The following is a 26456-nucleotide window of genomic DNA, read 5'->3' on the forward strand; positions in this document are numbered from 1 at the left end:
ACTAGAATGTCAACCTCTGAAGGAGAAATATAGATGCAGGTAAAACCAGAACTGGAAATAGAAAAACAACTGATTAACCAGCTGGTAACTGGTGAAAGTCAATGGACTTATAGAGAAGACCTAAAAACAGAAGAACAACTATGGGACAATTTCTTTGAGAAACTAGCTCAAAACAACGTTGCTCTGCTGGCAGACCATCCCTTGACTGAACAGGAAAAACGCCAGATTCAGAACCAACTCAACTTTGTCAGTTACTATGATGCGGCCAAGTGGTTGGTCGGAGAAAATGGCATTGCCAAAGTTGAGGTTCAAAGAGAAGATGCAAGTCTAGGCACCATCCGTTTGTCAGTCATTTGGCGTGACAATATCGCAGCAGGAAAGTCTAGCTACGAAGTTGTCAATCAAGTCCAACGAGAAAAAGTAAATCCTCTGGAACAAGACCGTAGACTGGATGTTACTCTTCTCATCAATGGCTTGCCTATGATTCAAATCGAGCTCAAGAGTTCCCAAGCAGCCTTCATCGATGCCTTTCATCAGATAAAAAAATATGACCGTGAAGGGAAATTCCGTGGTATCTACTCTAGCTTGCAGATGTTTGTCGTGACCAACAAGGTCGATACTCGCTATATAGCTGCAGCTCGTGAAAATAAACTCAACAAGCAATTTCTAACCAAGTGGGTGGATAAGGACAATCATCCTGTCACAAACTTGACTAGCTTTGCCCACGAAGTCCTTTCTATCCCTCGTGCGCACCAGATGGTCATGCAGTATTCTGTCATTGATGATAGCAAGAAATCTCTCATCCTCTTGCGTCCCTACCAGATCCATGCTATCGAAGCGGTGCAGGAAGCCTCTCGCCAACAAGCGTCAGGCTATGTTTGGCATACGACAGGTTCAGGGAAGACCTTGACTTCTTATAAGGTGGCGAGGAACCTCCTTCAAATTCCTTCTATCCAAAAGACGATTTTTGTCGTTGACCGTAGGGACTTGGACCAACAAACCACATCATCTTTCCTCTCTTATGCGACCAATGATGTCATCGATATCGATGAGACGGATAATACCCATGATTTGGTCAAGCGACTAGGTAGTAATGATAAACGTGTCGTGGTGACAACTATCCAGAAAATCACCACCATGATGCGCAAGTTTGACCAAGGTCTTTACCAACGAGATGCAGACAAAATCAAGGGACTCCGAGTGGCCTTTGTCGTGGATGAATGCCACCGTGCCGTGACACCACAAACACAAAAGGACATTAAAGCCTTTTTCCCTCAGTCCCTCTGGTATGGATTTACAGGCACGCCCATCTTTAAGGAAAATAAACGCCAGCAGGTCGGCGACCTAGCCCAAACCACCCAGCAACAGTATGGAGACCGTCTCCATGAGTATACAGTCAAGGAAGCCATCCATGACGGAGCTGTCCTAGGCTTTAAGGTAGATTATCGCAATACCCTCATCACAGACCAATCTGAAAATGACATACCTGATACCGTCTATGAAAATGAGGAGCACATGCTGGAAGTCTTGGATGCTATTATCAATAAATCCCGCCAACAACTAGGCTTCCAAAAAGGAGTGGGCAATACCTACAATGCCATCCTGACTGTCAAGTCCATCCCTCAAGCCCAAGCCTACTATGACCTTCTAAAAAGAGTCAAGGCTGGTCAGACACGGGTCAAGGTATCTGAGAGAGTCAAGATGGTCCTTCCTGACTTTCCAAAGGCGACCATCACCTACTCCGTTACGGAGAATGAAGAAGACTCAAGAGCCAACCAAGACCACATGAAGCAAGTTTTAGAGGACTATAACCAAGAGTTTGATACTCACTTTACCATGGCGGATCTTCGTGGCTTCAATACCGATGTCAATAACCGCCTAGCACGAAAACAAGATAAGTATCTCTATCGCAATGAACAGTTGGACTTGGTTATCGTAGTCAATCGTCTCCTAACTGGATTTGATGCGCCTTGTCTATCGACTCTCTTTATCGACAGAAAGCCCATGCAACCGCAAGACTTGATTCAGGCCTTTAGCCGAACCAATCGTATCTTTGATTCTAGTAAGAACTATGGCCATATCATCACATTCCAAAAGCCTCTAGCCTTTAAGGAAGCAGTCGATAATGCCCTCAAGCTTTACTCAAATGGTGGTGAAAATGATGTCCTAGCGCCTAGCTGGGAAGAGGAAAAGAGAAACTTTTTGAGAAGTTGTAGCGACTTCCAAAATCTCATCACAGATGACCCTGTAGAAGGACTCCAACTCGAACAAATCTCTACTCCACAGTTGAGAAAAATCGCCAAAGCCTATCAAGGATTTGATAAGTACCTAGCCTCTATCCGCGTGTATAAAGAGTATGATGAGGACGAAATTTACGCTCAAACGGGACTCAGTTCAGAAGATTTGGAAGTTTATCTTGGTTTTTATCAGAATATTCTAGCAGAGTTGAAAAGTCGTTCTGAAGATGATAACGACGATGGTGAACCACTTGATATTCACTATGAGCTGGAATCTATCCAAGTAGATGAGATTAACTACGCCTATATCCTGACCTTGATCCAAAGCCTGATCGAGCAAGAGCAAAGTCAGGAAAAGAGTCTCAGTGCACAGGACAGAGAAGCAGTGGATATCTATATCCAAAGTCTGGAGAAGACCAATCCAAATCTGGCACAGATCATCTCAGAGCTTTGGCAAGAAGTACAGGCAAATCCCGACCGCTACAGAGGTCAATCCATCACCAATATCCTTGATCAGATGATTGAAGCAGTCATCCAGCAGCATATCCAAGACTTTAGTAAAACCTGGTATGTGGGCGCAGATGAACTCCGCTACTATGTCAATCACTACCGCAAGGGAGCTAAAAAACAACTAGGAGAAAGTCAACTGACCAAGAGTCAGCGCTACAAGGACTATAAAGTTGAGGTGACAGATGCCCTCAACCCACTCCTTTATAAAAAACAAATCAAAGAAGCCTATACCCAACTGATAGAAGAGGTGATTGAGCCACTCAGAGTGGGGAGGTAAAAATTTATGGAAAAGTTAAATTTTAAAACATATACTATAGATAAATCGTTTGAAATCAAAGGTTATTTTTCAGATATTTGTGAGGAGTTAGAAAGTGATAAATCGATTAGTGGGATTTTATCTTATAAACATGACCAAATCGTTTTAGAATTATTTGGGAGTTTAGGTTCGCTTGAAGATGGATTGTTGGGTTTGGTAAATGCCCCTGAAATTATTTATGGATATTCGAGTGATGGAAAATTACTGATTTTAAATTGTTATGGTTACGTATTTGGAACGGATCATTATCCTGGATTTTCACTATCAAAATTTCATATAAAAAATTTTAAAATTTATGATGTATATTATGATCAGTTACAACAAAAAATACCAGATATAATTAATTTTTTATCTGATGATCCAGTTATCTATTATGACTTTTCTTTTGAAAATATAGAGCAATGGGTAGATAAAGCAATTTTTAGAGCAGGAGAAATAAATGGTGAATTGACTATTGCAACAAATGTTACTAATTATCAGCCTACAAAAGTTTATATTACAAATAGAGAATTATATTTAGAAGATCATGCGATTGCAAGTGCAAATGATGACTATTTAAATTTATCAAGTAAGTACTATCTTCGTTTATCAAATCAAAATAATGAATTAGAATTTTCTCCGTGTCATGAAACAGCATGTCAAATATTAAAATATATTGAGGTAGTTTCGGAAAGTCCTATTTCATTTACTGAAATTTCTTTTTTAAGCAAATATAAAAACGTGGATGATGGCAAAAGACTTCCACTAATAAGAGGTAAATATTTTTTCCAACATTCTAGAGAAGGAAAAAATTGGAGTAAATTTGAACACAAAGAAATTACATTAAATGCCCTACATGAAAGGTTCGAGAGAATTTTAGGACACTGGTTTTCAAAAAGTGAGAAATTAGATTTCATTATCAATCAATATACTAAGAGTTTACACTCTGTTCCTTATATCGAGGATAATTTATTATCTACAATTAGAAATTTAGAGGTTTATGCTAGAAGTTTTCATGAAAAAAAAATAAGAAAATATGAGCGCGAAAATAAAATTTTCAAAAAGAGTAATAAAGAATCTTTTTTGAAGAGTAAGTTAAAATTTTTATTTGAAAATTCAGATTCAGGGTTTGAAAGTTTAATTTTAGAAAGTTTTAATAATTCTTCCCATTTTATTGATAGTATAGTACAAACACGCAATTATTATACACATGGTGATAAAAAAACTAAATATCCTAGACTGATGACAGACTATAATGATCTATACAAGGCGAATATGATTTTACAAAAGTTATTACATTATTATTTGTTTAAAGAGCTAGAAATGGAATATAGTTTTAACAAATATTAGAAAAAATCTTAGATATAATAAATAGGAAAAGTATTTTTATGAAACAAATACCGATAATTAGGTTTTCCCAATTTGATAATAAATGGAGTTCAATTGCAATTGGGAATTTAGCGCAGATAAAAAGAGGAGCATCTCCAAGACCTATTCAAGATCCTAAATGGTTTGATAAAAATTCAGATATTGGATGGTTACGAATTTCTGATGTTACTGAACAAAATGGAAGAATCAAATATCTAGAACAAAAAATCTCAAAACTTGGCCAAGAAAAGACAAGAGTTTTAAATACGCCTCATTTATTGTTAAGTATTGCAGCCACTGTTGGAAAACCTGTTGTAAATTATGTAAAGACTGGTGTGCATGATGGTTTCTTAATTTTTGAAAATCCTAAATTTGATAGAGAATTTATGTTTCAGTGGTTTGATATGTTTAGGCCAAAATGGAATAAGTATGGACAACCGGGGAGTCAAGTAAACTTAAATAGTGATATCATTAGAAATCATAAAATGATGATTCCCTCTCTAGCTGAACAATCCGCCATCGGCTATCTCTTCCGTATCCTCGACGACCTTCTGACTAGCTACAAGGACAATCTTACCAATTACCAATCTCTCAAGGCGACCATGCTCTCCAAGATGTTTCCCAAAGCTGGACATACTGTTCCTGAGATTCGTTTGGATGGATTTGAAGGTGAGTGGGTTGAAAAGTGTATAGGGGAATTAGCTGATATTGTACGTGGTGCTTCTCCTAGACCAATACAAGATCCAAAATGGTTTGATTCAAATTCAGAAATTGGCTGGTTACGTATATCTGATGTGACAAGTCAGAATGGTAGAATTCATAGTTTGGAACAAAAAATATCAAACTTAGGTCAAGAAAAAACACGAGTTCTAACGGCACCTCATTTATTACTTAGTATTGCTGCCACTGTGGGAAAACCCGTTATTAACTATGTTAAAACTGGCGTACATGATGGATTTTTAATTTTTATGAACCCAAAATTTGATAGAGAATTTATGTTTCAATGGCTAGAAATGTTTAGAGAAAAATGGAATCGCTATGGTCAACCAGGAAGTCAAGTAAATCTCAATAGTGATATTGTAAAAAATCAAAAGATATTTATTCCTTCAATCGAGGAACAATGTGCCATCGGCTCCTATTTCTCTAAACTCGATAATCTCATCAACTCACACCAAGAAAAAATTACTCTGCTTGAGACTCTGAAAAAGAAACTCTTGCAGGATATGTTTATATAGAATTTTGTTATGAAAAAATTTAAAAGATTATGTTTGTCGTTTTGTTTATCAATTTGTTCTTTTTCGCCAGGTTTAGTCTTGTATCTATTTACTATAGACATTTTTCCCTCACATGATACTTGTGCATGTAGTTTTCTAAAAATAGGAGTGTTGATTATACTGATGCTTTTATTTTCTTTTGGAGTCTTACAGTATTTGATAAGATTCAAGGAAGCGAATGATACTGCTCAAGTTGAAAGTATACAACCAGTAGAAAATGAAATAATTCCAACTTACCTAGGCCTTTTTGTAATTATGCTGGGTTTAGGTGAATTAACGTTCTTATATCAGATTGTAGTAATAGTTCTCATTTTTCTAATATGGTGGATTCTTATGGAGAGATCGTATTATTTTAATTTGATATGGTTACTCTCATATCGTTATTACAGAGTCACTGATAAAAATGGCAATGTCTTTATTATTTATAGCAAGAAAAAAGATGTTAAAGAAACTGGAACTATAAAAGGACTAGTTAGAATAAATAATTTTACTTTTTTGGAGAAGGGAAAGTATGTTTTTAGTAAAAGTAGATCAAATATATAGAAAATTGGAGAACTCGGATGATATTTCAGAATTAGTTGCTCCGGAGATTGATCCTGAAAATAGTAGAGAATTTGATCCAGAAATAAAATTAGAACATGATGAATGGTTCTATGTTGAAATTGATGATTCGCATATGTCTATGGTCAAAGAATATGAAGATAAATTTTTAAATACCGCGGGTCTAAATGATGTGAATGAAGCAGAGTTCTCAAAAATTGACTTGATTTTTCGTAAAGTTGAAAATGATGGTTTAGTTTTTCAAAAAATTACACAATCAAAGAGACTGGTTGATAAGTCAATCTTGAAATGGAGATTTAGATCTGGAAGAGCTGAAAGAACAATTATTGAAAAGGGTATAGAATTAAAATCTGAGAACGATGCTTACTTTGATGGGAATGATAAATTGTATTTCAAAAATTTTAGAACGATTCGTAGCTTATTTAAGGGGATTGATGATTACTACCGTATAGCTAGTCTTGCAGAAGTTGATGAGTTTAAAGAATTTAATCTGGTGAGTTTTGTTTCAGATTTTAAAATTAAGACTAATAACTTAAAGATGTTGGCAATTCTAAAAGATGATGAAATTGATTTATCTGATACCTCAATAATTAGCACCTTATTAACATCATATGAACAATACCCAGAGCAGGATTTTAAGGTCTCAGAAGGAAGATTTATCATTGATACTAACAAACGATTAACAAGTTTTTTAAAATTGGCGTTAGGGAGATTATATACTAATCCAATTACAAGTCATCAGATGGAAGCCAGCTCTGCTAGGCGATTACGGAAGAAGGAAAACTGAAGTAACATTCCTTAACAAAATATCTATAAAAAGGAGAACTTATGGTATCTGTAACACAACGTATCAAAGAAATTAACCAACCTCGAGGTGGTTATCTACCTATCAAGTTATTTTCAGTAGAGCAGTTCGAAGACCATAGAGTTCTGCATCCTGTAGAGTCTGTATCTCCTAGTTTAGTGGGGATTTGTGTGGACTACTTGACCCGTCTTATGAAAGGGGCAGAAGCCCGTGATGCTTTCAGAATTTCTCTCAAGGGAGCTCAGATGGTTGGTATGGAAGACCTAGGAGAAGCACTTCTTGATTTGGTTACAGGATTGGATGACTTATCGATAGAAAGTGCTTGTCGTCTAGCATCCTTTGATGTCGTTTTTCGTGCAGGGAAACAGTATTATAAGCCTTTTGAGGAAATTATAGTAGATGCAGAAACGATAGAAAATATTTGTATCATGGTGGAGCGAAGCCTTTGCTTCTTCGATCTTTATGGACCGTTGGTAAAAGATGGCTTTAACTTTCTTGGAGGTTATACAAAAACGATTGACAAGGGTGATGGAGATTTTCTTACCAAGGATACACTGTGGGATTTTAAGGTGACTAAAACAACTCCAAATAAAGACCATACGCTACAAGTCCTTGTATACTATATCATGGGTTTACATTCCTATGATCCTGACTTCCTGTCTATCGAAAATCTTGGATTTTATAACCCTCGAAAAAATATCGTTTATCAACTTCCTGTTTCTGATATTCCTTTGGACTTGATTCAAACGGTAGAAAGAGAAGTGATTGGTTATTCCTAAACAATCACTTTTTGAAAAATATTTGTAAAACTTAGAAAGAAACATTATGGAAACAACACAAACGTCCCAGTCGCTCTACCAAGCCCTGTGGAACTCAGCGGATGTTCTCCGCTCCAAGATGGATGCCAATGACTACAAGTCATATCTTTTGGGTATGGTCTTTTATAAGTATCTGTCAGACAAGATGCTCTTTTTCGTGGCTGAGACCATGGAAGAGGGGACGGATAGTCTTGAGGATGCCCTTGAGGTCTATCGCAACTACTACGAGGATGCGGATACCCACGAGGATCTGGTCTCTGTCATGAACGATGAGCTCAACTATATTATCAAGCCAGACTTGACCTTTACGGCTCTAGTAGCTCGTGTCAATGAGGGGACTTTTCAGCTGGAAGATCTAGCTCAAGGTTTTCGTGATATCGAGCAGAGTGACGACCTCTATGAAAATCTCTTTGAAGACATCGACCTCTACTCTAAAAAGTTAGGGGCAACTCCGCAAAAGCAAAACCAAACGGTAGCAGCGGTCATGAAAGAGTTGGCTGTGCTAGATGTGGCTGATCATGCGGGTGATATGCTGGGGGATGCCTATGAGTATCTGATTGGTCAGTTTGCGACTGACTCGGGCAAGAAAGCTGGTGAGTTTTATACACCTCAGCCTGTTGCCAAGCTAATGACTCAGATTGCCTTTTTGGGTCGTGAGGACCAGGAAGGTTTTACCATCTATGATGCGACTATGGGGTCTGGCTCTCTCTTGCTCAATGCCAAGAAATATTCTCATAAACCGCAGACAGTTGTCTACTTTGGTCAGGAGCTCAATACCTCGACTTATAACCTAGCTCGGATGAATATGATCCTACACGGTGTTCCAGTTGAGAATCAATTTCTACACAATGCCGATACCTTGGATGAAGACTGGCCGACTCAAGAGCCGACCAACTTTGACGGTGTTCTCATGAACCCTCCATACTCTGCTAAGTGGTCAGCAAGCTCTGGATTTCTGAACGACCCTCGTTTCTCTCCTTTTGGGAAACTGGCGCCCCAGTCCAAGGCTGACTTTGCCTTTCTCTTGCATGGGTATTACCACCTCAAGCAGGATAATGGGGTCATGGCTATCGTCCTTCCTCACGGTGTTCTCTTCCGTGGAAATGCGGAAGGAACCATTCGTAAGGCCTTGTTAGAAGAAGGAGCTATTGATACGGTTATCGGTCTACCTGCCAATATCTTCTTTAATACCAGCATTCCGACGACGGTTATCATTCTTAAAAAGAACCGTACCAACCGTGATGTTTACTTTATCGATGCTTCTAAGGAGTTTGATAAGGGGAAAAATCAAAATATCATGACGGATGCCCATATCGAGAAGATTCTGGAAGCCTACAAGTTACGTGAGGAGATTGATAAGTTTGCCCACCTAGCAAGCTATGAAGAAATCGTCGAAAATGACTATAACCTCAATATCCCTCGCTATGTAGATACCTTTGAGGAAGAAGAAGTAGAGCCACTGACAGACATCGTCAGCAAGATTAACGAGACAAATAAAGCTATAGAAAGCCAAACAGCTTCCCTGCTTGAAATGCTCGGTCAACTCCACGGAACCACACCAGAAGCTGATGCTGAGCTCAAAGAGTTTTTGAAAAACTTTAAAGGGTGATGGGATTATTAAATTCGCTCGTTTTATAAAAATAACTTTGTTTCCGTATTTCCTGGGAACTAGTAGAAAGTTAGGAGAAATATGGAAAATAACAACCAACGTGCCCTTTGTCAGCAACTTTGGGCGGAAAATAAATACCTTGTTTTGAGCCATTCCAGCAATATTTACAAGGACATTCGCCAGTATCTCAAGCAAGAAGTGGTGGAAGTGAGTCAGGTTCAAGAGATGATTGACCGTGCCTGTCAGCTTCCAGAACACAGGGGTCAGGTTTGCAATGCCTTTCAGCATATTTGGGGCTATTTTAAAAAGGAAGCCAGCCTTGATGAACGAAAAGACTATATGCTCTTGCTGGATCGCTATCGCTTTGGTCAAGCTTCTAAGGAAGATTTGATTGCTAGGACTCGAGACTTGCTTGAGCGTTACCCAAATGCTTATCTGCAAGATTCTACCCTGCTGAAAGGAGACTCCCATGAGACTTTGGCATGAGGCTTTGATTCCACAACTTCCCCGTCCTCAGCTCTTGGGGCAACATCGAGAGTGCTGTGCCCTTCGTGGCAATGGCTGGGGCAGAAAGCATGCGACGGTTGACTATGTCTTTACCCACTCACCTTATCGTCTCTATGCCTATCATCGTTTGATCATGGAGGAGATGGCTGACCGTGGCTACAATGTCAGTCCAGAATGGCTGGACAAGAACTACCGTGGCAAGACCTGCCCTCCTTATGAAAATATAGTAGAGGGGAAGCTGAAAAGTCCTATCTATAGCGAGCATGACACAGCCTACTATGAGGAGTGTCTGGCTAATCTCCGAGAGAAGGGGATAGAGCTGGAGTAAGAGTCAAGATTAACACTAATTCAGAACTCTTTTCGTATTTTTTCGAATAATAAAAATGAGATCTTTAGAACGATTCTAAGGTCTTCTTTTATAAGTATTTGGATTTACTTTTAATAACTTTTAAGTTATAATTTTAAAAAACCAAGCGTGAACTGAAGGACTTACAAGAAAGAGGGTTAAGTGATGAAAAATAGTGCTATTGGGAGTAACTGGAAGGATGTTCGTTCAGAGCTCTTTACCAAGGAGGAAATCCTTGAAAGTGATATGCGAGTAGCTATCATGAGTGAGTTGATTGAAGCTAGGCATGAGCAAGGTATCAGTCAGAAAAAACTAGAAGAACTCAGTGGAGTGAGCCAGCCTGTCATAGCTAGGATGGAAACAGGAAAGACGAGTCCTCAGTTGGATACGGTCTTGAAAGTTTTAGCCAGTTTAGGTAAGACACTCGCAGTTGTCCCACTTGAACAGGAAATATCTAAAAACTAATTATTACTAAGCTATAGTCTTTTATAATAACAAGCCATAGTCAGGCTCCTAGTTATGAATCTGTGACGGTAATCTTGTTTTACTTGAAAATCTGTTAACCGTTGTATACCAAAGGATTTGGGGAATTTTCTCCAAATCTTTTTTTGTGCTTTAAAAAGCGATATAGTTTCAAACTATATCAAAGCCTAATTTTTTACAATTATACAGATGATTTCTTTTCTGTTAAGATAGTTTCAACAACAATTTTTGGAGGACAAAACATGTCAACTACAATTATCGGTTTCCCTCGTTTGGGTGAATTCCGCGAATTAAAATTTACAACTGAAAAATACTTTAGAAAAGAAATCTCAGAAGAAGAACTCTTGGCTGCTGCGAAAGAATTGCGTGCAAAACACTGGAACATCGTCAAAGAAAAAGGCATCACTGAAATCCCATCAAATGACTTTTCTCACTATGATAACTTCCTAGATGCAGCTTTCCTTTTCAACGTAGTGCCTGCATCTGTTCAAAACTTGGAATTGTCAGATCTTGAACGCTACTTTGCTTTGGGACGTGGTTACCAAGGAGAAAAAGGGGATGTTCGTGCCCTTCCAATGAAGAAATGGTTCAACACTAACTACCACTACATCGTTCCAAAATTTGAAAAAGAAACTCAAGTAAAATTGGCTGGTCACAAGATCTTTGATGAGTTCCAAGAATCAAAAGAACTTGGTCTTAACACTCGTCCTGTCCTTGTAGGACCATTCACTTTCCTTCAATTGTCAGACTTTGAAGAAGGTGTGAAAGCAGAAGACTTCGTAGATAGCTTAGTAGCTGCTTACCAAGATGTTTTTGCGAAATTGGCTGAACTTGGTGCAACTCGTATCCAACTCGATGAAGCTGCTCTTGTCAAAGACTTGACAGAAGAAGAAAAAGCCCTCTTCTTGAACATCTACAACAAACTTTTGGCTGACAAAAAAGGTCTTGAAGTCTTGCTTCAAACTTACTTCGGTGACGTTCGTGACGTTTACGCTGACCTTGTGAAATTGCCAGTAGATGCGATTGGTCTTGACTTCGTTGAAGGTAAGAAAACTCTTGAACTTGTTAAAGGTGGCTTCCCAGCTGACAAGACTCTTTATGCAGGTATTGTCAATGGTAAGAACATCTGGCGCAACAACTACGAAAAGAGCTTGGCTATTCTTGAGCAAATTCCAGCTGAAAACATCGTTTTGACTAGCTCATGCTCACTTCTTCATGTGCCATTTACAACTGCTAATGAAGAATTTGAACCAGCTATCTTGAACCACTTTGCTTTTGCAGTAGAAAAATTGGATGAAATCCGTGACTTGGATGCTATCCGCAACGGTCAAGGTGCAGAAGCTCTTGCAGCTAACAAAGAACTCTTTGCGACTGAACGTGTTGGTGAAAATGCAGAACTTCGTGCGCGTATCGCTGGATTGACTGACGCAGACTACACTCGTTTGCCAGCCTTTGCTGAACGTGAAGCGATCCAAGAAGAAGCTTTCAAACTTCCAGCTCTTCCAACAACTACCATCGGTTCATTCCCTCAAACTAAGGAAGTTCGTGCTAAACGTTTGGCCTTCCGTAAGGGTGAATTGTCACAAGAAGAATACGATGCCTTCCTTGCTGAAACTATCGACGAATGGATCAAATGGCAAGAAGAAGTTGGATTTGACGTGCTTGTTCACGGTGAATTCGAGCGTAATGACATGGTTGAGTACTTCGGTCAAAACTTGTCAGGCTACCTCTTCTCTAAAAACGGTTGGGTACAATCATACGGTATGCGTGGGGTTAAACCACCAATCATCTGGGGTGATGTGACTCGTCTCAACCCTATCACTGTGAAATGGTCTAGCTATGCACAAAGCCGTACGGACAAACCTGTTAAAGGTATGTTGACTGGACCTGTTACTATTCTTAACTGGTCATTCCCACGTGAAGACATCTCTATCAAGGATTCTACTCTTCAAATCGCTCTTGCTATCAAGGATGAAGTTCTTGACCTTGAAGCTGCAGGCGTGAAAATCATCCAAATCGACGAGGCTGCTCTTCGTGAGAAATTGCCACTCCGTCGTAGCGACTGGTACGAAGACTACCTTGACTGGGCTATTCCAGCCTTCCGTTTGGTACACTCAACAGTAGCACCAGACACACAAATCCACACTCACATGTGTTATTCAGAATTTACAGATATCATCCCAGCTATCGACAACTTGGATGCTGACGTTATCTCATTTGAAGCTAGCCGTTCAAACCTTGAAATCTTGGACGAACTCAAAGCGAAAAACTTCCAAACAGAAGTTGGACCTGGGGTTTACGATATCCACTCACCTCGTGTGCCTAACGAAGGCGAAATCGACCACACAATCGAAGCAATCCTTGCTAAAGTTCCAAGCAGAAAAGTTTGGATCAACCCTGACTGTGGTTTGAAAACACGTGGTATTCCAGAAACTAAAGAAAGCTTGATCCGCCTTGTAGAAGCTGCCAAAGCTGCGCGTGAGAAATTGTAAGAAAAGACATTTCTCCATACATGGTTGATCAGTAAGAAATCAACTAGAAAAGGTTCATAAATATGTCACGTCAAACACCGTCCCTCTCATTTGAAGTTTTCCCTCCAAACCCAGCAGTAGGCAATGACAAAATTATTGCAGCCCTGAAAGATATGCAGGACTTGGCCCCACACTTTATCAGTGTGACTGCCAGCAATAATAAATTTAATATCAAAGAGACGACGGTTCGTTTGGCAGACTATATCCAAAATGACTTGGAGATTCCAACCATTGCTCACTTGCCAGCTATCTATCTAACGAAGGATAAGGTGGCTGAGACCATTGCAGATTTGGATAAGGTTGGGGTTCAGAAAATCTTGGCTCTTCGTGGAGATATTATTCCGGATGTGGAGCCACAAAAAGATTTCCGTTACGCGACTGACTTGATCGAGTTTATCAAGGAACAGGCGCCACATTTTGAAATTATTGGAGCTTGTTACCCAGAAGGGCACCCTGATTCACCAAACCAAATCTCAGATATTCAAAATCTGAAAAGAAAAGTGGATGCAGGCTGCTCAAGCCTTGTAACTCAGCTTTTCTTTGACAATGAGCGTTTCTACGATTTCCAGGATAAGTGCACTTTGGCTGGTATTGATGTACCGATTCATGCGGGTATCATGCCAATCCTGAATCGTAACCAAGCTCTTCGTCTCTTGAAGACTTGTGAGAATATCCATCTCCCACGTAAGTTCAAAGCTATCTTAGACAAGTATGAGAATGACCCTGAGTCACTCAGAGCAGCAGGACTTGCCTATGCAGTGGACCAAATCGTGGACTTGGTAACGCAAGACGTAGCAGGTGTGCATCTCTACACCATGAACAATGCAGATACTGCTCAGTACATTCACCAAGCAACCCATGCCTTGTTTAATCACCAACCTCAAGGATCATAATCAATAAACCATTCCTCTTTTCATAGAGGAATGGTTCCTTTTTAATAGAAAAGCCAGCACTTTTTAAGAAAAATATGATAAAATAGACTCTGTACGTACTTGATACAAAGATGAGGGTATAAACGATATTTAAGCAGTCTTAATCTTATGTCAAAGAGACGTAAGTTAAAGAATCAGAACTAAAGTAATTTTGGAGTTGAACACGGGCTAGATCCCTAATGAAAAAGATAGATTTCCTGGTGTGCATCGCACACTGCGTCAATCTCCTATTTTCATACGGGATTCTTAACGCCCTTTGTATCCTGATTTTTGTAGGCAAGGCGTATAATTTTATCAATCCAAAGGGGATTAAAATGACAAAACAAGTGTTTCAAACGACTTTTGCGGGTCGTGAGTTGATCGTAGAGACTGGTCAGGTTGCTAAGCAAGCAAATGGCTCTGTTGTGGTGCGTTACGGTGAATCAACTGTCTTGACTGCTGCCGTTATGTCTAAGAAGATGGTAACTGGGGATTTCTTCCCACTTCAAGTCAACTACGAAGAAAAAATGTATGCGGCTGGGAAGTTTCCTGGTGGCTTTATGAAACGTGAAGGACGTCCTTCAACAGATGCGACCTTGACAGCGCGTTTGATTGACCGTCCGATTCGTCCTATGTTTGCGGAAGGTTTCCGTAACGAAGTACAAGTTATCAATACGGTGCTTTCTTATGATGAAAATGCATCTGCACCAATGGCAGCCATGTTTGGTTCATCATTAGCTCTTTCTATCTCAGATATTCCATTTGACGGACCAATCGCTGGGGTACAAGTAGGTTATGTTGATGGCCAAATCATCATCAACCCAACGCAAGAACAAGCTGAGCAATCGCTTCTTGAATTGACAGTAGCTGGTACTAAGCATGCTATCAACATGGTAGAGTCTGGTGCCAAAGAATTGTCAGAGGAAATCATGTTGGAAGCTCTTCTTAAAGGACACGAAGCCGTTAAAGAATTGATTGCCTTCCAAGAAGAAATCGTTGCTGCTGTCGGTAAGGAAAAAGCAGAAGTAGAATTGCTTCATGTAGATGCTGAATTGCAAGCTGAAATCATCGCAGCCTACAACAGCGACCTTCAAAAAGCTGTTCAAGTTGAAGAAAAATTGGCGCGTGAAGCTGCAACTCAAGCAGTTAAAGATCAAGTCACAGCAGTTTACGAAGAAAAATATGCAGATCACGAAGAATTTGACCGTATCATGCGTGATGTGGCTGAAATCTTGGAACAAATGGAACATGCAGAAGTGCGCCGTTTGATCACAGAAGACAAGGTTCGTCCTGACGGCCGTAAGGTCGATGAAATCCGTCCTTTGGATGCTCAGGTTGACTTCCTTCCTCGCGTACACGGTTCAGGACTCTTTACTCGTGGACAAACGCAAGCTCTTTCTATCTTGACCTTGGCACCAATGGGTGAAACGCAAATCATCGATGGTTTGGATCCAGAGTATAAGAAACGCTTCATGCACCACTACAACTTCCCACAATACTCTGTTGGGGAAACTGGACGTTACGGTGCGCCAGGTCGTCGTGAAATTGGTCACGGTGCTCTTGGTGAACGTGCTCTTGCTCAAGTATTGCCAAGCTTGGAAGAATTCCCATATGCCATCCGTTTGGTAGCAGAAGTATTGGAATCAAATGGTTCTTCATCTCAAGCATCTATCTGTGCGGGAACACTTGCCCTTATGGCTGGTGGTGTGCCAATCAAGGCTCCAGTAGCAGGTATTGCTATGGGACTTATCTCTGATGGAAACAACTATACAGTATTGACAGATATTCAAGGTTTGGAAGACCACTTTGGGGATATGGACTTTAAGGTTGCAGGTACTCGTGATGGGATTACAGCCCTTCAAATGGATATCAAGATCCAAGGGATTACAGCTGAAATCTTGACTGAGGCTCTTGCTCAAGCCAAGAAAGCTCGTTTTGAAATCCTTGATGTCATTGAAGCAACCATTCCAGAAGTTCGTCCAGAATTGGCTCCAACTGCTCCGAAAATTGATACCATCAAGATTGATGTGGACAAGATTAAGATTGTTATCGGTAAGGGTGGGGAAACCATCGATAAGATCATCGCTGAAACAGGCGTTAAGATTGATATCGACGAAGAAGGTAACGTGTCTATCTACTCTAGTGACCAAGCTGCCATTAACCGTGCTAAAGAGATTATTGCTGGTTTGGTTCGTGAGGCCAAAGTGGACGAAGTCTACCATGCCAAAGTGGTTCGTATCGAGAAATTCGGTGCCTTTGTCAACCTCTTTGACAAGACTGACGCTCTCGTTCACATCTCTGAAATGGCTTGGACTCGCACTAACCGTGTCGAAGACTTGGTAGCCATTGGTGATGAAGTGGATGTTAAGATTATCAAGATTGACGAAAAAGGTCGTGTAGATGCTTCGATGAAAGCACTATTGCCACGTCCACCGAAACCTGAACATTCAGAAGAAAAAGGTGAAAAGGGTCATCGTCATGGCGATCGTCCTCGTCACCATCACAAGGACAACAAACCTAAGAAAGAAACTACAGAAACACCAAAAGACTCAGAATAAGAAAAGGAGAATTGTATGGGATGGTGGCGTGAAACCATTGATATCGTAAAAGAAAATGATCCAGCGGCTCGCACCACTTTGGAGGTTCTTTTGACCTATCCTGGTGTGAAAGCCTTGGCTGCCCACCGTCTCTCTCATTTTCTCTGGAAGAATGGCTTTAAGCTTCTAGCTCGTATGCACAGCCAGTTTTGGCGTTTTTGGACGCAGATTGAGATTCACCCAGGAGCTCAGATCGAATCAGGTGTCTTTATCGACCACGGTTCTGGCCTTGTGATTGGGGAGACGGCTATCGTTGAAAAAGGCGTTCTTCTCTACCATGGGGTAACCCTTGGTGGGACAGGGAAGGATATTGGCAAACGCCATCCGACCGTGCGTAAGGGAGCTCTCATATCTGCACATGCCCAAGTTATCGGGCCTGTAGAAATCGGTGAAAATGCCAAGGTCGGTGCTGCAGCGGTCGTTGTAGCAGATGTACCTAGCGATGTAACGGTTGTCGGTATTCCTGCTAAGATTGTCCGAGTGCATGGGCAAAAGGATGAACCAACCATTCATGAAGTTGAAGGAAAACGGGAATACTACGTCAATAAACTCGAGCAAGCGAGAGATGCTAGTCATAGATCGTCCGAGCTGTAGAGGATATCTATATGATTCAAGCAAGAAATAAGTTAAGCCAAGAGGAGTTATCTGAGGCGAAAAAACTAATTAACTGTTGCCAAGTCTATGATGGAACTTATCGTGATCCTTATCTTTCTAACATGCTTAATTTTGACCTAAGCATGCCTGCATTTTTCCTTTTTTACGAAAAAGGCGAACTGGTTGGTTTGTTAACTGTCTATGCTGATGACCAAGATGTGGAAGTGACGATACTGGTTCATCCCAATCATCGCCGTCAGGGAATTGCACGTGCTTTGTTTACTAGCTTTGAGAAAGAAATGACTTCTTTCCTTATTCGTTCAGTGACTTTTCAGACAGAACGTATTTTTCTAGACCGTCATCCTGATTTTGTCAGCAACTGGGGACTAATTGAGGATGAAGAGACAGAAACTTGGTTAGGAAAGGATAGAAAACCTTACCCGTTAGCAAACGTTTCTAATCTTGAAGTTTTGTTAGCAGATAGCTCGTATCAGGAGCAAATTAGTCAGTTAAAATTTCAGGCATTTTCAGAGGAACATGAATCTAGAGAAGTTGTGGATAGATATGTTGCTAAAGCTCTGAAGGATCCAGAAAGTCGCCTATATATTTTATTAAAGAATAATCAGGTTATTGGGACTTGCACGGTTGATCTATCGAGTAATACGAATTATTTCTATGGTTTAGCAATAGCTGAGCTTGAACGTGGAAAAGGCTATGGAAGCTATTTGGCTAAATCCCTCGTCAACCAACTGATTGAGCAAAATGATAAGGAATTTCAGATTGCAGTAGAGGACAGCAACGTAGGTGCCAAACGCTTATATGAAAAGATTGGCTTTGTCAAACAAACCCAAGTGGTTTATCTGAATGCGAAAGAGTAATAAATGCTATTAGAAGAATTTGAAAATGTACCTGCTGTTATCGAGCCAACTGATCGAAGCCTTCTTAGTGGTGGAGAAATCTGTGATACCATTATCTTGTCTTTTAATGGAGAAATCCTCGAACGAGTAAAGCAGATAGATGGTGTCTACGAAGGTGGCTATCTTACCAATCTAAATGGCAAACTACCATGGTATATCTATGAAAAAGATGGGAGTAAGGTAGCAGTTGCTATGGCTACGATTGGTGCTCCAATGATTGTTGGACTCTTAGAAGAACTCAAAGCGAGAGGTTTTAAAAACTTTATCGTTTTAGGGTCTTGTGGAGTTCTGGACCAGTCTATTCAAGCAGATAAGATTATCCTACCAAGCTCGGCTTTACGTGATGAAGGTACTAGTTATCACTATGCTCCAGCAAGTGATGAAATAGCCTATGAGCGATCTCTACTCTTAACTATGGAAAAAGCCTTGGATAAAGCTGGTATTGAGCATATTCGAACAAAGTCTTGGACGACAGATGCCTTCTATCGTGAGACAGCTGCTAAAGTCAAACGAAGACTAGAAGCAGGAGCTAGAGTTGTAGATATGGAAGCTTCAGCTATCATGGCCTGGGCCCAATATCGACAAGCCAATGTCTATCAATTTTTCTACACAGCTGACTATGTCGACCATCACAATCACGAATGGGATGCTAGACGCGAGGATAGAAAAGCGGATGCTATGACTTTCTTTGAGATTGCCCTAGTCATTGCTCGAGAGTTAGTTTAGACTAGTCTTCACGATAAATTTGAAACAAGAAAGGAAGGGAGCCTAACGGAAAAGATAGCAATAAAACTTCCGTAGTGACTCCCTTCATCTTTTTACTGTATTCTTCTTTTATGTTTAGAAAGGAGCAAGGGATTCCGAAGTCTAGAGAGATTCGGACTGAAATTCAATTGAACTCTTAGTGATGAAACTAACTGTTCTTGGATTTTAGCTTTCCTGACTATTATTTTATGATTAAAATTTACGACACCATGTCTCGTGATTTGCGAGAATTTGTCCCAATCGAGGACGGCAAGGTTAAGATGTATGTTTGTGGGCCAACCGTGTATAACTATATCCACGTGGGGAATGCCCGTTCAACGGTGGCTTTTGATACCATTCGTCGCTATTTTGAGTATCGTGGTTATGAGGTTGCCTATATTTCCAATTTTACGGATGTGGATGATAAGATTATCAACCGTGCCAAGGAAGAAGGTATCACGCCACAGGAGGTTGCGGACAAGTACATTGCTGCCTTTCGTGAGGATGTGACGGCTTTGGGGGTGAAGCCTGCAAGTCGTCATCCACGTGTAGTAGAGTTTATGGCTGACATCATCCGCTTTGTCTCTGACCTGATTGAAAAAGGCTATGCTTATGAGAGTCAAGGAGATGTCTATTTCCGTGTAGAAAAATCTCATAACTATGCTAAATTGGCCAATAAAACCCTAGAAGACTTGGAACTAGGTGCTTCAGGTCGTACAGATGAGGAAACAGCTCGTAAGGAAAATCCTGTGGACTTTGCCCTCTGGAAAGCTGCCAAACCAGGTGAGATTTCTTGGGATAGTCCATGGGGACCAGGTCGCCCAGGCTGGCACATCGAGTGTTCAGTCATGTCAACTGAGATTTTAGGAGATACCATCGATATTCACGGTGGTGGAGCAGACCTTGAGTTCCCTCACCATACAAATGAAATTGCCCAGTCAGAAGCTAAAACAGGCAAGACCTTCGCCAACTACTGGATGCACAATGGCTTTGTCAATATCGACAATGTCAAGATGTCCAAGTCTTTGGGAAACTTCATTACGGTACACGATGCTCTCAAAACTATCGACGGTCAAGTATTGCGTTTCTTCTTTGCGACTCAGCACTACCGTAAGCCTATCAATTTTACGGAAAAAGCAGTTCGTGATGCAGAGACAAATCTTAAGTATCTCAAAAATACTTACGAGCAACCATTTACTGGAACTGTAGATGCTCAAGAGTTACAGGCATTTAAAGATAAGTTTGTAGCGGCCATGGATGAGGATTTCAATACAGCTAACGGAATTACAGTTGTCTTTGAAATGGCCAAATGGATCAACTCAGGCAACTATGATGCAACCGTTAAGGAAGCTCTTGCAGCCATGTTAGAAGTTTTTGGAGTGGTCTTTGTTGAGGAAGTTTTGGATGAAGAGATTGAAGCCTTGATTCAAAAACGCCAAGAAGCGCGTGCCAATCGTGACTTTGTGACAGCTGACCAAATCCGTGACCAACTAGCTGCACAAGGGATTAAGCTACTTGACACCAAGGATGGAGTGAGGTGGACACGTGATTGATGTCAATCTCATTAACGGGATTGCTCTAGCTTTTGAAGGAGATGCAGTATATTCTATGTATATTCGTCGCCATCTCATTCTCAAAGGCATGACCAAGCCCAATAAACTCCACCAAGAGGCAACCAAGTATGTGTCGGCCAAGGCTCAGGCACACTTGCTTTCCCTCATGTTGGAAGAAGAAGTCCTAACGGAAAAAGAGGAAGAAATCTATAAACGGGGTCGCAACACCAACAGCCATACCAAGGCTAAGAATGCGGATGTGGTGACCTATCGTATGTCTACTGGTTTTGAAGCGGTCATGGGCTATCTTCATATGACTGAAAATGTGGAACGCCTCGAAACCTTGATTTCTTGGTGCATCCAAAAAGTGGAGGGCTAGAAATGATTGCAAAAGAACTACTGGATTGGTTTCCTGATGGTAAAATCTTAGATCAGCCAGTTGATAAAGAGGGTTATCTAAGTCTACCTCTGTCAAATTATCAGTGGCTTTTGCTTGAGGAAGCTAGTCTTAGTGAGCGTGAAAAACAACTGGTGGCTCTCTTAACCAAACAGGAGCAAACCATTTCCCTCAATCCCTGGTATAGTTATCTCATTGAAGGTAAAGGACAGGCACCGCAAAACTTTAAAAAATTGCAGCTTGTCTATTGTCACCTATCCTATTTCCAACAGGAAAATTTAACGTCTTGGTTAGAGATGATGGGAACCCTCTTTCCAAATTGTCAAACAGTTCTTCAGGTTGGAGCGCAGGATTACATTTTTGTTCTCCAACAGGATAAGTACACATCCGTTCGCTCAATCCTGACAGATACCTTGGAAGCTGTAGAATATGACTTTGGAGTACGTTTATCCATCATGTTAGGTCAGGTCTGGTCTCAAACAGGAAATCAGGCTCTGTCAGATCTCATCAAAGCAGAACGGGATTTGTTCAAAAACTGGTGGCGACAAGGACATCAAGGATTCCATACTTTTTCTCAACTCTATCTGTGGAGTATGGGTGAAAGAATTGTGGATCTTCGAGTGATCAAGGAATATCTGCATCAGATGATTGTGGACCAGGATCAGATTCAGGAAATCATCCTTTCACTGTGGGAAAACAGTGCAGTCCTGACAAAAACAGCTCAGCAACTCTATTTGCACCGCAATTCTCTCCAATACAAGATTGATAAATGGGAAGAATTGACAGGGCTTCAGTTGAAAGAATTGACTGACTTGACCTTGTGCTATCAGTTGATTTTACCAGATATTATTTAAAGTTTTGTGCAAGTTGCACAGAACTTTTTTATTTTTTTGGTCACCTTGCCATAGAAATGTAAAGCGTTTTCATCTATAATAAAACTATCAAATGACAAAAGGAGTTCACCGAAATGGTAGAATTAAATCTTAAAAATATTTACAAAAAATATCCAAATAGCGAACACTACTCAGTTGAAGATTTCAACTTGAACATTAAAGACAAAGAGTTCATCGTTTTCGTAGGACCTTCAGGATGTGGTAAATCAACTACTCTTCGTATGATTGCTGGTCTTGAAGACATCACAGAAGGTACTGCATCTATCGATGGCGTGGTTGTCAATGACGTAGCTCCAAAAGACCGTGACATCGCCATGGTATTCCAAAACTACGCTCTTTACCCACACATGACTGTATACGATAACATGGCCTTCGGTTTGAAATTGCGTAAATACAGCAAAGAAGATATTGACAAACGTGTACAAGAAGCAGCAGAAATTCTTGGTTTGAAAGAATTCTTGGATCGTAAACCAGCTGACCTTTCAGGGGGTCAACGTCAACGTGTTGCCATGGGTCGTGCAATCGTCCGTGATGCCAAAGTATTCTTGATGGACGAACCTTTGTCAAACTTGGATGCTAAACTTCGTGTATCAATGCGTGCTGAAATCGCTAAAATCCACCGTCGTATCGGAGCTACAACTATCTACGTAACTCACGACCAAACAGAAGCGATGACACTTGCAGACCGTATCGTTATCATGTCAGCAACTAAGAACCCTGCTGGTACAGGTACTATCGGACGTGTTGAACAAATCGGTACTCCTCAAGAAGTTTACAAAAACCCAGTTAACAAATTTGTAGCAGGATTTATCGGAAGCCCAGCTATGAACTTCATCAATGTTAAATTGAACGGTGACCGCATTGTTGCTGACGGATTTACTTTGAAAGTTCCAGAAGGTGCTTTGAAAGTTCTTCGTGAAAAAGGCTACGAAGGAAAAGAATTGATCTTCGGTATCCGTCCAGAAGACGTAAATGCAGAACCTGCTTTCCTTGAAACATTCCCAGAATCAGTTGTGAAAGCAACTATCTCTGTATCAGAATTGCTTGGTTCAGAATCTCACCTATACTGCCAAGTTGGTAAAGATGAGTTCGTTGCAAAAGTTGACGCTCGTGACTACTTGCAAGCAGGTGCAACAGTTGAACTTGGATTTGACTTGAACAAAGCACACTTCTTCGACGTAGAAACTGAAAGAACAGTTTACTAAGATAGATTTTAATCAATGAGCACTACTAGAGTTTTTCTAGTAGTGTTTTTTTATCAAGTTTAGCAAACTCTTACATAATGGGCTTTACTAGTTTTCATATCCTCAAAAAAGTGTTAAAATGGTAGGAAGAATTGGAGAGTATGCATGCCGAAAGAAGTAATTTATTCAGGCGATGAAGTCGTCGCTTTAACGCAAAAATATTTATCGAAAGAAGATGTGGCTTTTGTACACAAGGCCTTGGTTTACGCTGTAGAATGCCATAGTGGCCAATATCGTAAATCAGGTGAGCCTTACATTATCCACCCTATTCAGGTAGCAGGTATCTTGGCTAAACTCAAGCTAGATGCTGTCACTGTTGCCTGTGGTTTTTTGCATGACGTGGTAGAAGACACAGATGCTACTTTAGATGACTTAGAACGCGAATTTGGTCACGATGTTCGAGTGATTGTAGATGGTGTTACCAAGCTTGGTAAGGTTGAGTATAAGTCTATCGAGGAGCAGCTGGCTGAAAACCATCGCAAGATGCTCATGGCTATGTCAGAAGATATCCGTGTTATCTTGGTCAAACTATCTGACCGTCTGCACAATATGCGAACTCTTAAGCACCTTCGTAAGGACAAGCAGGAGCGTATTTCCAGAGAAACCATGGAAATCTATGCACCGCTTGCTCATCGTTTGGGGATTTCAAGTGTGAAGTGGGAACTGGAAGATCTCTCTTTCCGCTATCTCAATCCAACTGAATTTTACAAGATTAGTCACATGATGAAGGAAAAACGTCAAGAGCGTGAAGCCTTGGTCGATGAAGTTGTGACAAAACTTGAGGAATATTCGTCTGAGCGCCACCTTACAGGGAAAATCTATGGCCGTCCAAAGCATATCTACTCTATCTATCGCAAGATGCAGGATAAGAAAAAACGCTTTGAAGAGATCTACGACCTGATTGCCATTCGTTGTATCCTAGACACTCAGAGTGATGTCTATGCGATGTTGGGCTACGTTCATGAGCTTTGGAAACCAATGCCGGGACGTTTTAAAGATTATATTGCCAATCGTAAGGCCAATGGTTACCAGTCTATCCATACGACTGTTTATGGACCAAAGGGACCGATTGAGTTCCAGATTCGTACTAAGGAGATGCACGAGGTTGCTGAGTACGGGGTTGCGGCTCACTGGGCTTACAAAAAAGGAATCAAGGGTCAGGTTAATAGTAAGGAATCTGCTATTGGAATGAACTGGATCAAAGAGATGATGGAACTCCAAGATCAAGCAGATGATGCCAAGGAGTTTGTAGATACTGTCAAAGAAAACTATCTGGCTGAGGAGATTTATGTCTTTACTCCAGATGGAGCGGTTCGTTCACTTCCAAAGGATTCTGGACCGATTGACTTTGCCTATGAAATTCATACAAAGATTGGGGAAAAAGCGACTGGAGCCAAGGTTAATGGCCGTATGGTTCCATTGACGACCAAGTTAAAAACGGGTGACCAGGTTGAAATCATCACTAATCCAAATTCATTTGGACCAAGCCGTGACTGGCTCAATATGGTCAAGACCAGCAAGGCTCGTAACAAAATTCGTCAGTTCTTTAAAAACCAAGACAAAGAATTGTCCATCAATAAAGGCCGTGAATTGCTGATTAGTCAGCTCCAAGAAAACGGCTATGTGGCCAATAAATTTATGGACAAACGCCATATGGATGAAGTCCTTCAAAAAACCAGCTACAAGACAGAAGAAGCGCTATTTGCGGCGATTGGTTTTGGAGAAATCGGAGCCATCACTGTCTTTAACCGTTTGACTGAGAAGGAACGTCGTGAAGAAGAGCGTGCCAAAGCTAAGGCAGAAGCTGAAGAATTGGTCAAGGGTGGCGAAGTCAAGGTGGAGAACAAGGACACGCTTAAGGTTAAGCATGAGGGTGGAGTAGTCATCCAAGGTGCTTCTGGGCTCTTGATCCGGATTGCCAAATGTTGTAACCCTGTTCCAGGTGATGATATCGTCGGCTATATTACCAAAGGACGCGGAGTTGCCATCCACCGTGTAGACTGTATGAACCTTCGTTCACAGGAAAATTACGAACAACGTCTACTCGATGTTGAATGGGAAGACCAATTCTCAAGTAAGGAGTATATGGCTCACATCGATATCTACGGGCTCAACCGTTCTGGTCTTTTGAATGATATCTTGCAAGTCTTATCAAATACGACTAAGAATATCTCAACAGTTAATGCCCAACCAACCAAGGATATGAAATTTGCCAATATTCATGTTTCCTTTGGAATTTCAAACCTTTCAATGCTGACCACCGTGGTTGATAAGATTAAGAGTGTACCAGAAGTCTACTCGGTTAAACGTACCAATGGTTAAGTTGGCTTGATATCATCAGAAAGGATTGCTATGAAAATTGTCGTTCAGCGTGTCAAGAAAGCTCAAGTTTCTATTGAGGGTCAAGTATATGGGAAAATTCAGCAGGGACTCTTACTCTTAGTAGGTGTTGGACCTGAGGATCAAAAAGAAGATTTGGATTATGCAGTCAGAAAGCTTGTCAATATGCGAATTTTCTCAGATGCTGAAGACAAGATGAACTTATCGGTTAAGGATATCCAAGGCCAAGTCCTTTCCATCTCTCAGTTTACTCTGTTTGCAGATACCAAAAAAGGTAATCGTCCAGCCTTTACAGGGGCAGCTAAACCGGATATGGCGGAAGCTTTCTATCAAGAATTTAACCAAGAACTAGCTAAGGAAGTTCCTGTTGAGACAGGAGTCTTTGGAGCAGATATGCAGGTGGAACTGGTCAATGATGGCCCAGTAACCATCATTCTTGACACCAAAAATAGATAAAAAAACCAAGCTCGCGGGCTTGGTTTTTCTTATCTATCACAAAATATTCCAAAATGAAATGGGTTCTTGATAGGCTTGGGGGAAGTCTCTTTTCAGGCTTTGGCAGGTGCGATAGGAAGGGATGAGATATCTTAGGATGAGGAGACTTCCCTGAAGGAAAGGTGGGATGCCACTTAAAAACAGCAAGGAGAGAATTATCAGGTTATCCCATAGGAGGATTTGTAAGGCAAAACGCCAGAATCTCGGTCTAATCTGGGAATAGAGTTGACTAAAGTGGTCACAAAGCTGGTTGGAAAGATAGGTAAACAGCACAGGGTGAAAAAAGATGAGCCAACCGCCATAAATCAAAATCCAATCCCAGGTAATACTCTTCGAAAATCAAATTCAAACCACGTCAGCTTCACCTTGCCGTACTCAAGTACAGCCTGCGGCTAGCTTCCTAGTTTGCTCTTTGATTTTCATTGAG

Annotated in this window: 23 protein-coding genes; 22 read left to right on the forward strand and 1 reads right to left on the reverse strand. The window is 40.8% G+C overall.

What is annotated here, in order from left to right:
* The first annotated feature begins 33 nt into the window (after positions 1–33).
* The 22 genes from ADH81_RS07065 to dtd all read left to right on the forward strand — a co-directional run bounded on the left by ADH81_RS07065 (position 34) and on the right by dtd (position 25990).
* Positions 34–3024 carry a type I restriction endonuclease subunit R gene (locus ADH81_RS07065; protein WP_049527640.1) on the forward strand — a complete coding sequence of 997 codons (2991 nt, stop codon included), beginning with the start codon at positions 34–36 and terminating at the stop codon, positions 3022–3024.
* Between the two features lie 6 nt (positions 3025–3030).
* A complete protein-coding gene (locus tag ADH81_RS07070; RefSeq protein WP_049527643.1) occupies positions 3031–4392 on the forward strand; it encodes a HEPN domain-containing protein in 1362 nt (453 codons plus the stop codon).
* 38 nt (positions 4393–4430) lie between these two features.
* Positions 4431–5645, forward strand: a complete 1215-nt coding sequence (locus tag ADH81_RS07075) for a restriction endonuclease subunit S (RefSeq protein ID WP_053092341.1) — start codon at positions 4431–4433, stop codon at positions 5643–5645.
* Positions 5646–5654: 9 nt separating this feature from the next.
* A complete protein-coding gene (locus ADH81_RS07080) occupies positions 5655–6227 on the forward strand; it encodes a hypothetical protein (RefSeq protein WP_049527647.1) in 573 nt (190 codons plus the stop codon).
* A complete protein-coding gene (locus ADH81_RS07085; protein WP_049527650.1) occupies positions 6196–7032 on the forward strand; it encodes a hypothetical protein in 837 nt (278 codons plus the stop codon). Before ADH81_RS07080 ends, ADH81_RS07085 begins: the two co-directional genes overlap by 32 nt.
* 41 nt (positions 7033–7073) lie before the next feature.
* Positions 7074–7829, forward strand: a complete 756-nt coding sequence (locus tag ADH81_RS07090) for a hypothetical protein (protein WP_049527651.1) — start codon at positions 7074–7076, stop codon at positions 7827–7829.
* 46 nt (positions 7830–7875) lie between these two features.
* A complete protein-coding gene (locus tag ADH81_RS07095; protein WP_049527654.1) occupies positions 7876–9477 on the forward strand; it encodes a type I restriction-modification system subunit M in 1602 nt (533 codons plus the stop codon).
* Between the two features lie 81 nt (positions 9478–9558).
* The gene (locus ADH81_RS07100; RefSeq protein ID WP_049527657.1) at positions 9559–9963 is read left to right on the forward strand and encodes a YbgA family protein; all 405 of its coding nucleotides are present in this window, start codon (positions 9559–9561) and stop codon (positions 9961–9963) included.
* Positions 9947–10312, forward strand: coding sequence for a TIGR02328 family protein (locus tag ADH81_RS07105; protein ID WP_049527659.1), 366 nt, complete (start codon positions 9947–9949; stop codon positions 10310–10312). The genes ADH81_RS07100 and ADH81_RS07105 overlap by 17 nt, the downstream gene beginning before the upstream one ends.
* A gap of 183 nt (positions 10313–10495) precedes the next feature.
* The gene (locus ADH81_RS07110; RefSeq protein WP_049527662.1) at positions 10496–10795 is read left to right on the forward strand and encodes a helix-turn-helix domain-containing protein; all 300 of its coding nucleotides are present in this window, start codon (positions 10496–10498) and stop codon (positions 10793–10795) included.
* 260 nt (positions 10796–11055) lie between these two features.
* Positions 11056–13305, forward strand: a complete 2250-nt coding sequence (metE, locus tag ADH81_RS07115; protein WP_049527664.1) for a 5-methyltetrahydropteroyltriglutamate--homocysteine S-methyltransferase — start codon at positions 11056–11058, stop codon at positions 13303–13305.
* Between the two features lie 62 nt (positions 13306–13367).
* Positions 13368–14237, forward strand: coding sequence for a methylenetetrahydrofolate reductase [NAD(P)H] (gene metF, locus ADH81_RS07120; protein WP_049527667.1), 870 nt, complete (start codon positions 13368–13370; stop codon positions 14235–14237).
* Between the two features lie 353 nt (positions 14238–14590).
* Positions 14591–16813, forward strand: coding sequence for a polyribonucleotide nucleotidyltransferase (gene pnp / locus ADH81_RS07125; RefSeq protein ID WP_049527670.1), 2223 nt, complete (start codon positions 14591–14593; stop codon positions 16811–16813).
* Between the two features lie 15 nt (positions 16814–16828).
* A complete protein-coding gene (cysE, locus tag ADH81_RS07130; protein WP_049527673.1) occupies positions 16829–17446 on the forward strand; it encodes a serine O-acetyltransferase in 618 nt (205 codons plus the stop codon).
* 11 nt (positions 17447–17457) lie between these two features.
* Positions 17458–18324 carry a GNAT family N-acetyltransferase gene (locus tag ADH81_RS07135; RefSeq protein WP_049527676.1) on the forward strand — a complete coding sequence of 289 codons (867 nt, stop codon included), beginning with the start codon at positions 17458–17460 and terminating at the stop codon, positions 18322–18324.
* A gap of 3 nt (positions 18325–18327) precedes the next feature.
* Complete coding sequence (locus tag ADH81_RS07140; RefSeq protein ID WP_049527679.1) at positions 18328–19089, forward strand: nucleoside phosphorylase; 762 nt, start codon at positions 18328–18330, stop codon at positions 19087–19089.
* Positions 19090–19316: 227 nt separating this feature from the next.
* Positions 19317–20660, forward strand: coding sequence for a cysteine--tRNA ligase (gene cysS, locus ADH81_RS07145; protein ID WP_049527680.1), 1344 nt, complete (start codon positions 19317–19319; stop codon positions 20658–20660).
* Positions 20653–21039: a Mini-ribonuclease 3 gene (locus ADH81_RS07150; protein WP_049527683.1), complete on the forward strand. Its 387-nt coding sequence runs from the start codon at positions 20653–20655 to the stop codon at positions 21037–21039. Before cysS ends, ADH81_RS07150 begins: the two co-directional genes overlap by 8 nt.
* Before the next feature lie 2 nt (positions 21040–21041).
* On the forward strand, positions 21042–21911 hold the full coding sequence (locus ADH81_RS07155) for a helix-turn-helix domain-containing protein (protein ID WP_049527685.1): 870 nt from the start codon (positions 21042–21044) through the stop codon (positions 21909–21911).
* Between the two features lie 113 nt (positions 21912–22024).
* Entirely contained in the window at positions 22025–23155 is a 1131-nt protein-coding gene (locus ADH81_RS07160; RefSeq protein WP_049504000.1) for an ABC transporter ATP-binding protein, read from the forward strand.
* Positions 23156–23299: 144 nt separating this feature from the next.
* Entirely contained in the window at positions 23300–25516 is a 2217-nt protein-coding gene (locus ADH81_RS07165; RefSeq protein WP_001123766.1) for a RelA/SpoT family protein, read from the forward strand.
* Between the two features lie 30 nt (positions 25517–25546).
* Positions 25547–25990 carry a D-aminoacyl-tRNA deacylase gene (gene dtd / locus ADH81_RS07170; protein ID WP_049527688.1) on the forward strand — a complete coding sequence of 148 codons (444 nt, stop codon included), beginning with the start codon at positions 25547–25549 and terminating at the stop codon, positions 25988–25990.
* A gap of 36 nt (positions 25991–26026) precedes the next feature.
* Here the strand turns inward: dtd and ADH81_RS11590 are convergent, their stop codons facing one another.
* The gene (locus ADH81_RS11590; RefSeq protein WP_342625733.1) at positions 26027–26356 is read right to left on the reverse strand and encodes a hypothetical protein; all 330 of its coding nucleotides are present in this window, start codon (positions 26354–26356) and stop codon (positions 26027–26029) included.
* Positions 26357–26456: the final 100 nt, after the last annotated feature.

It is taken from the genome of Streptococcus pseudopneumoniae, from assembly GCF_001072925.1.
Lineage (GTDB): Bacteria > Bacillota > Bacilli > Lactobacillales > Streptococcaceae > Streptococcus > Streptococcus pseudopneumoniae_Q.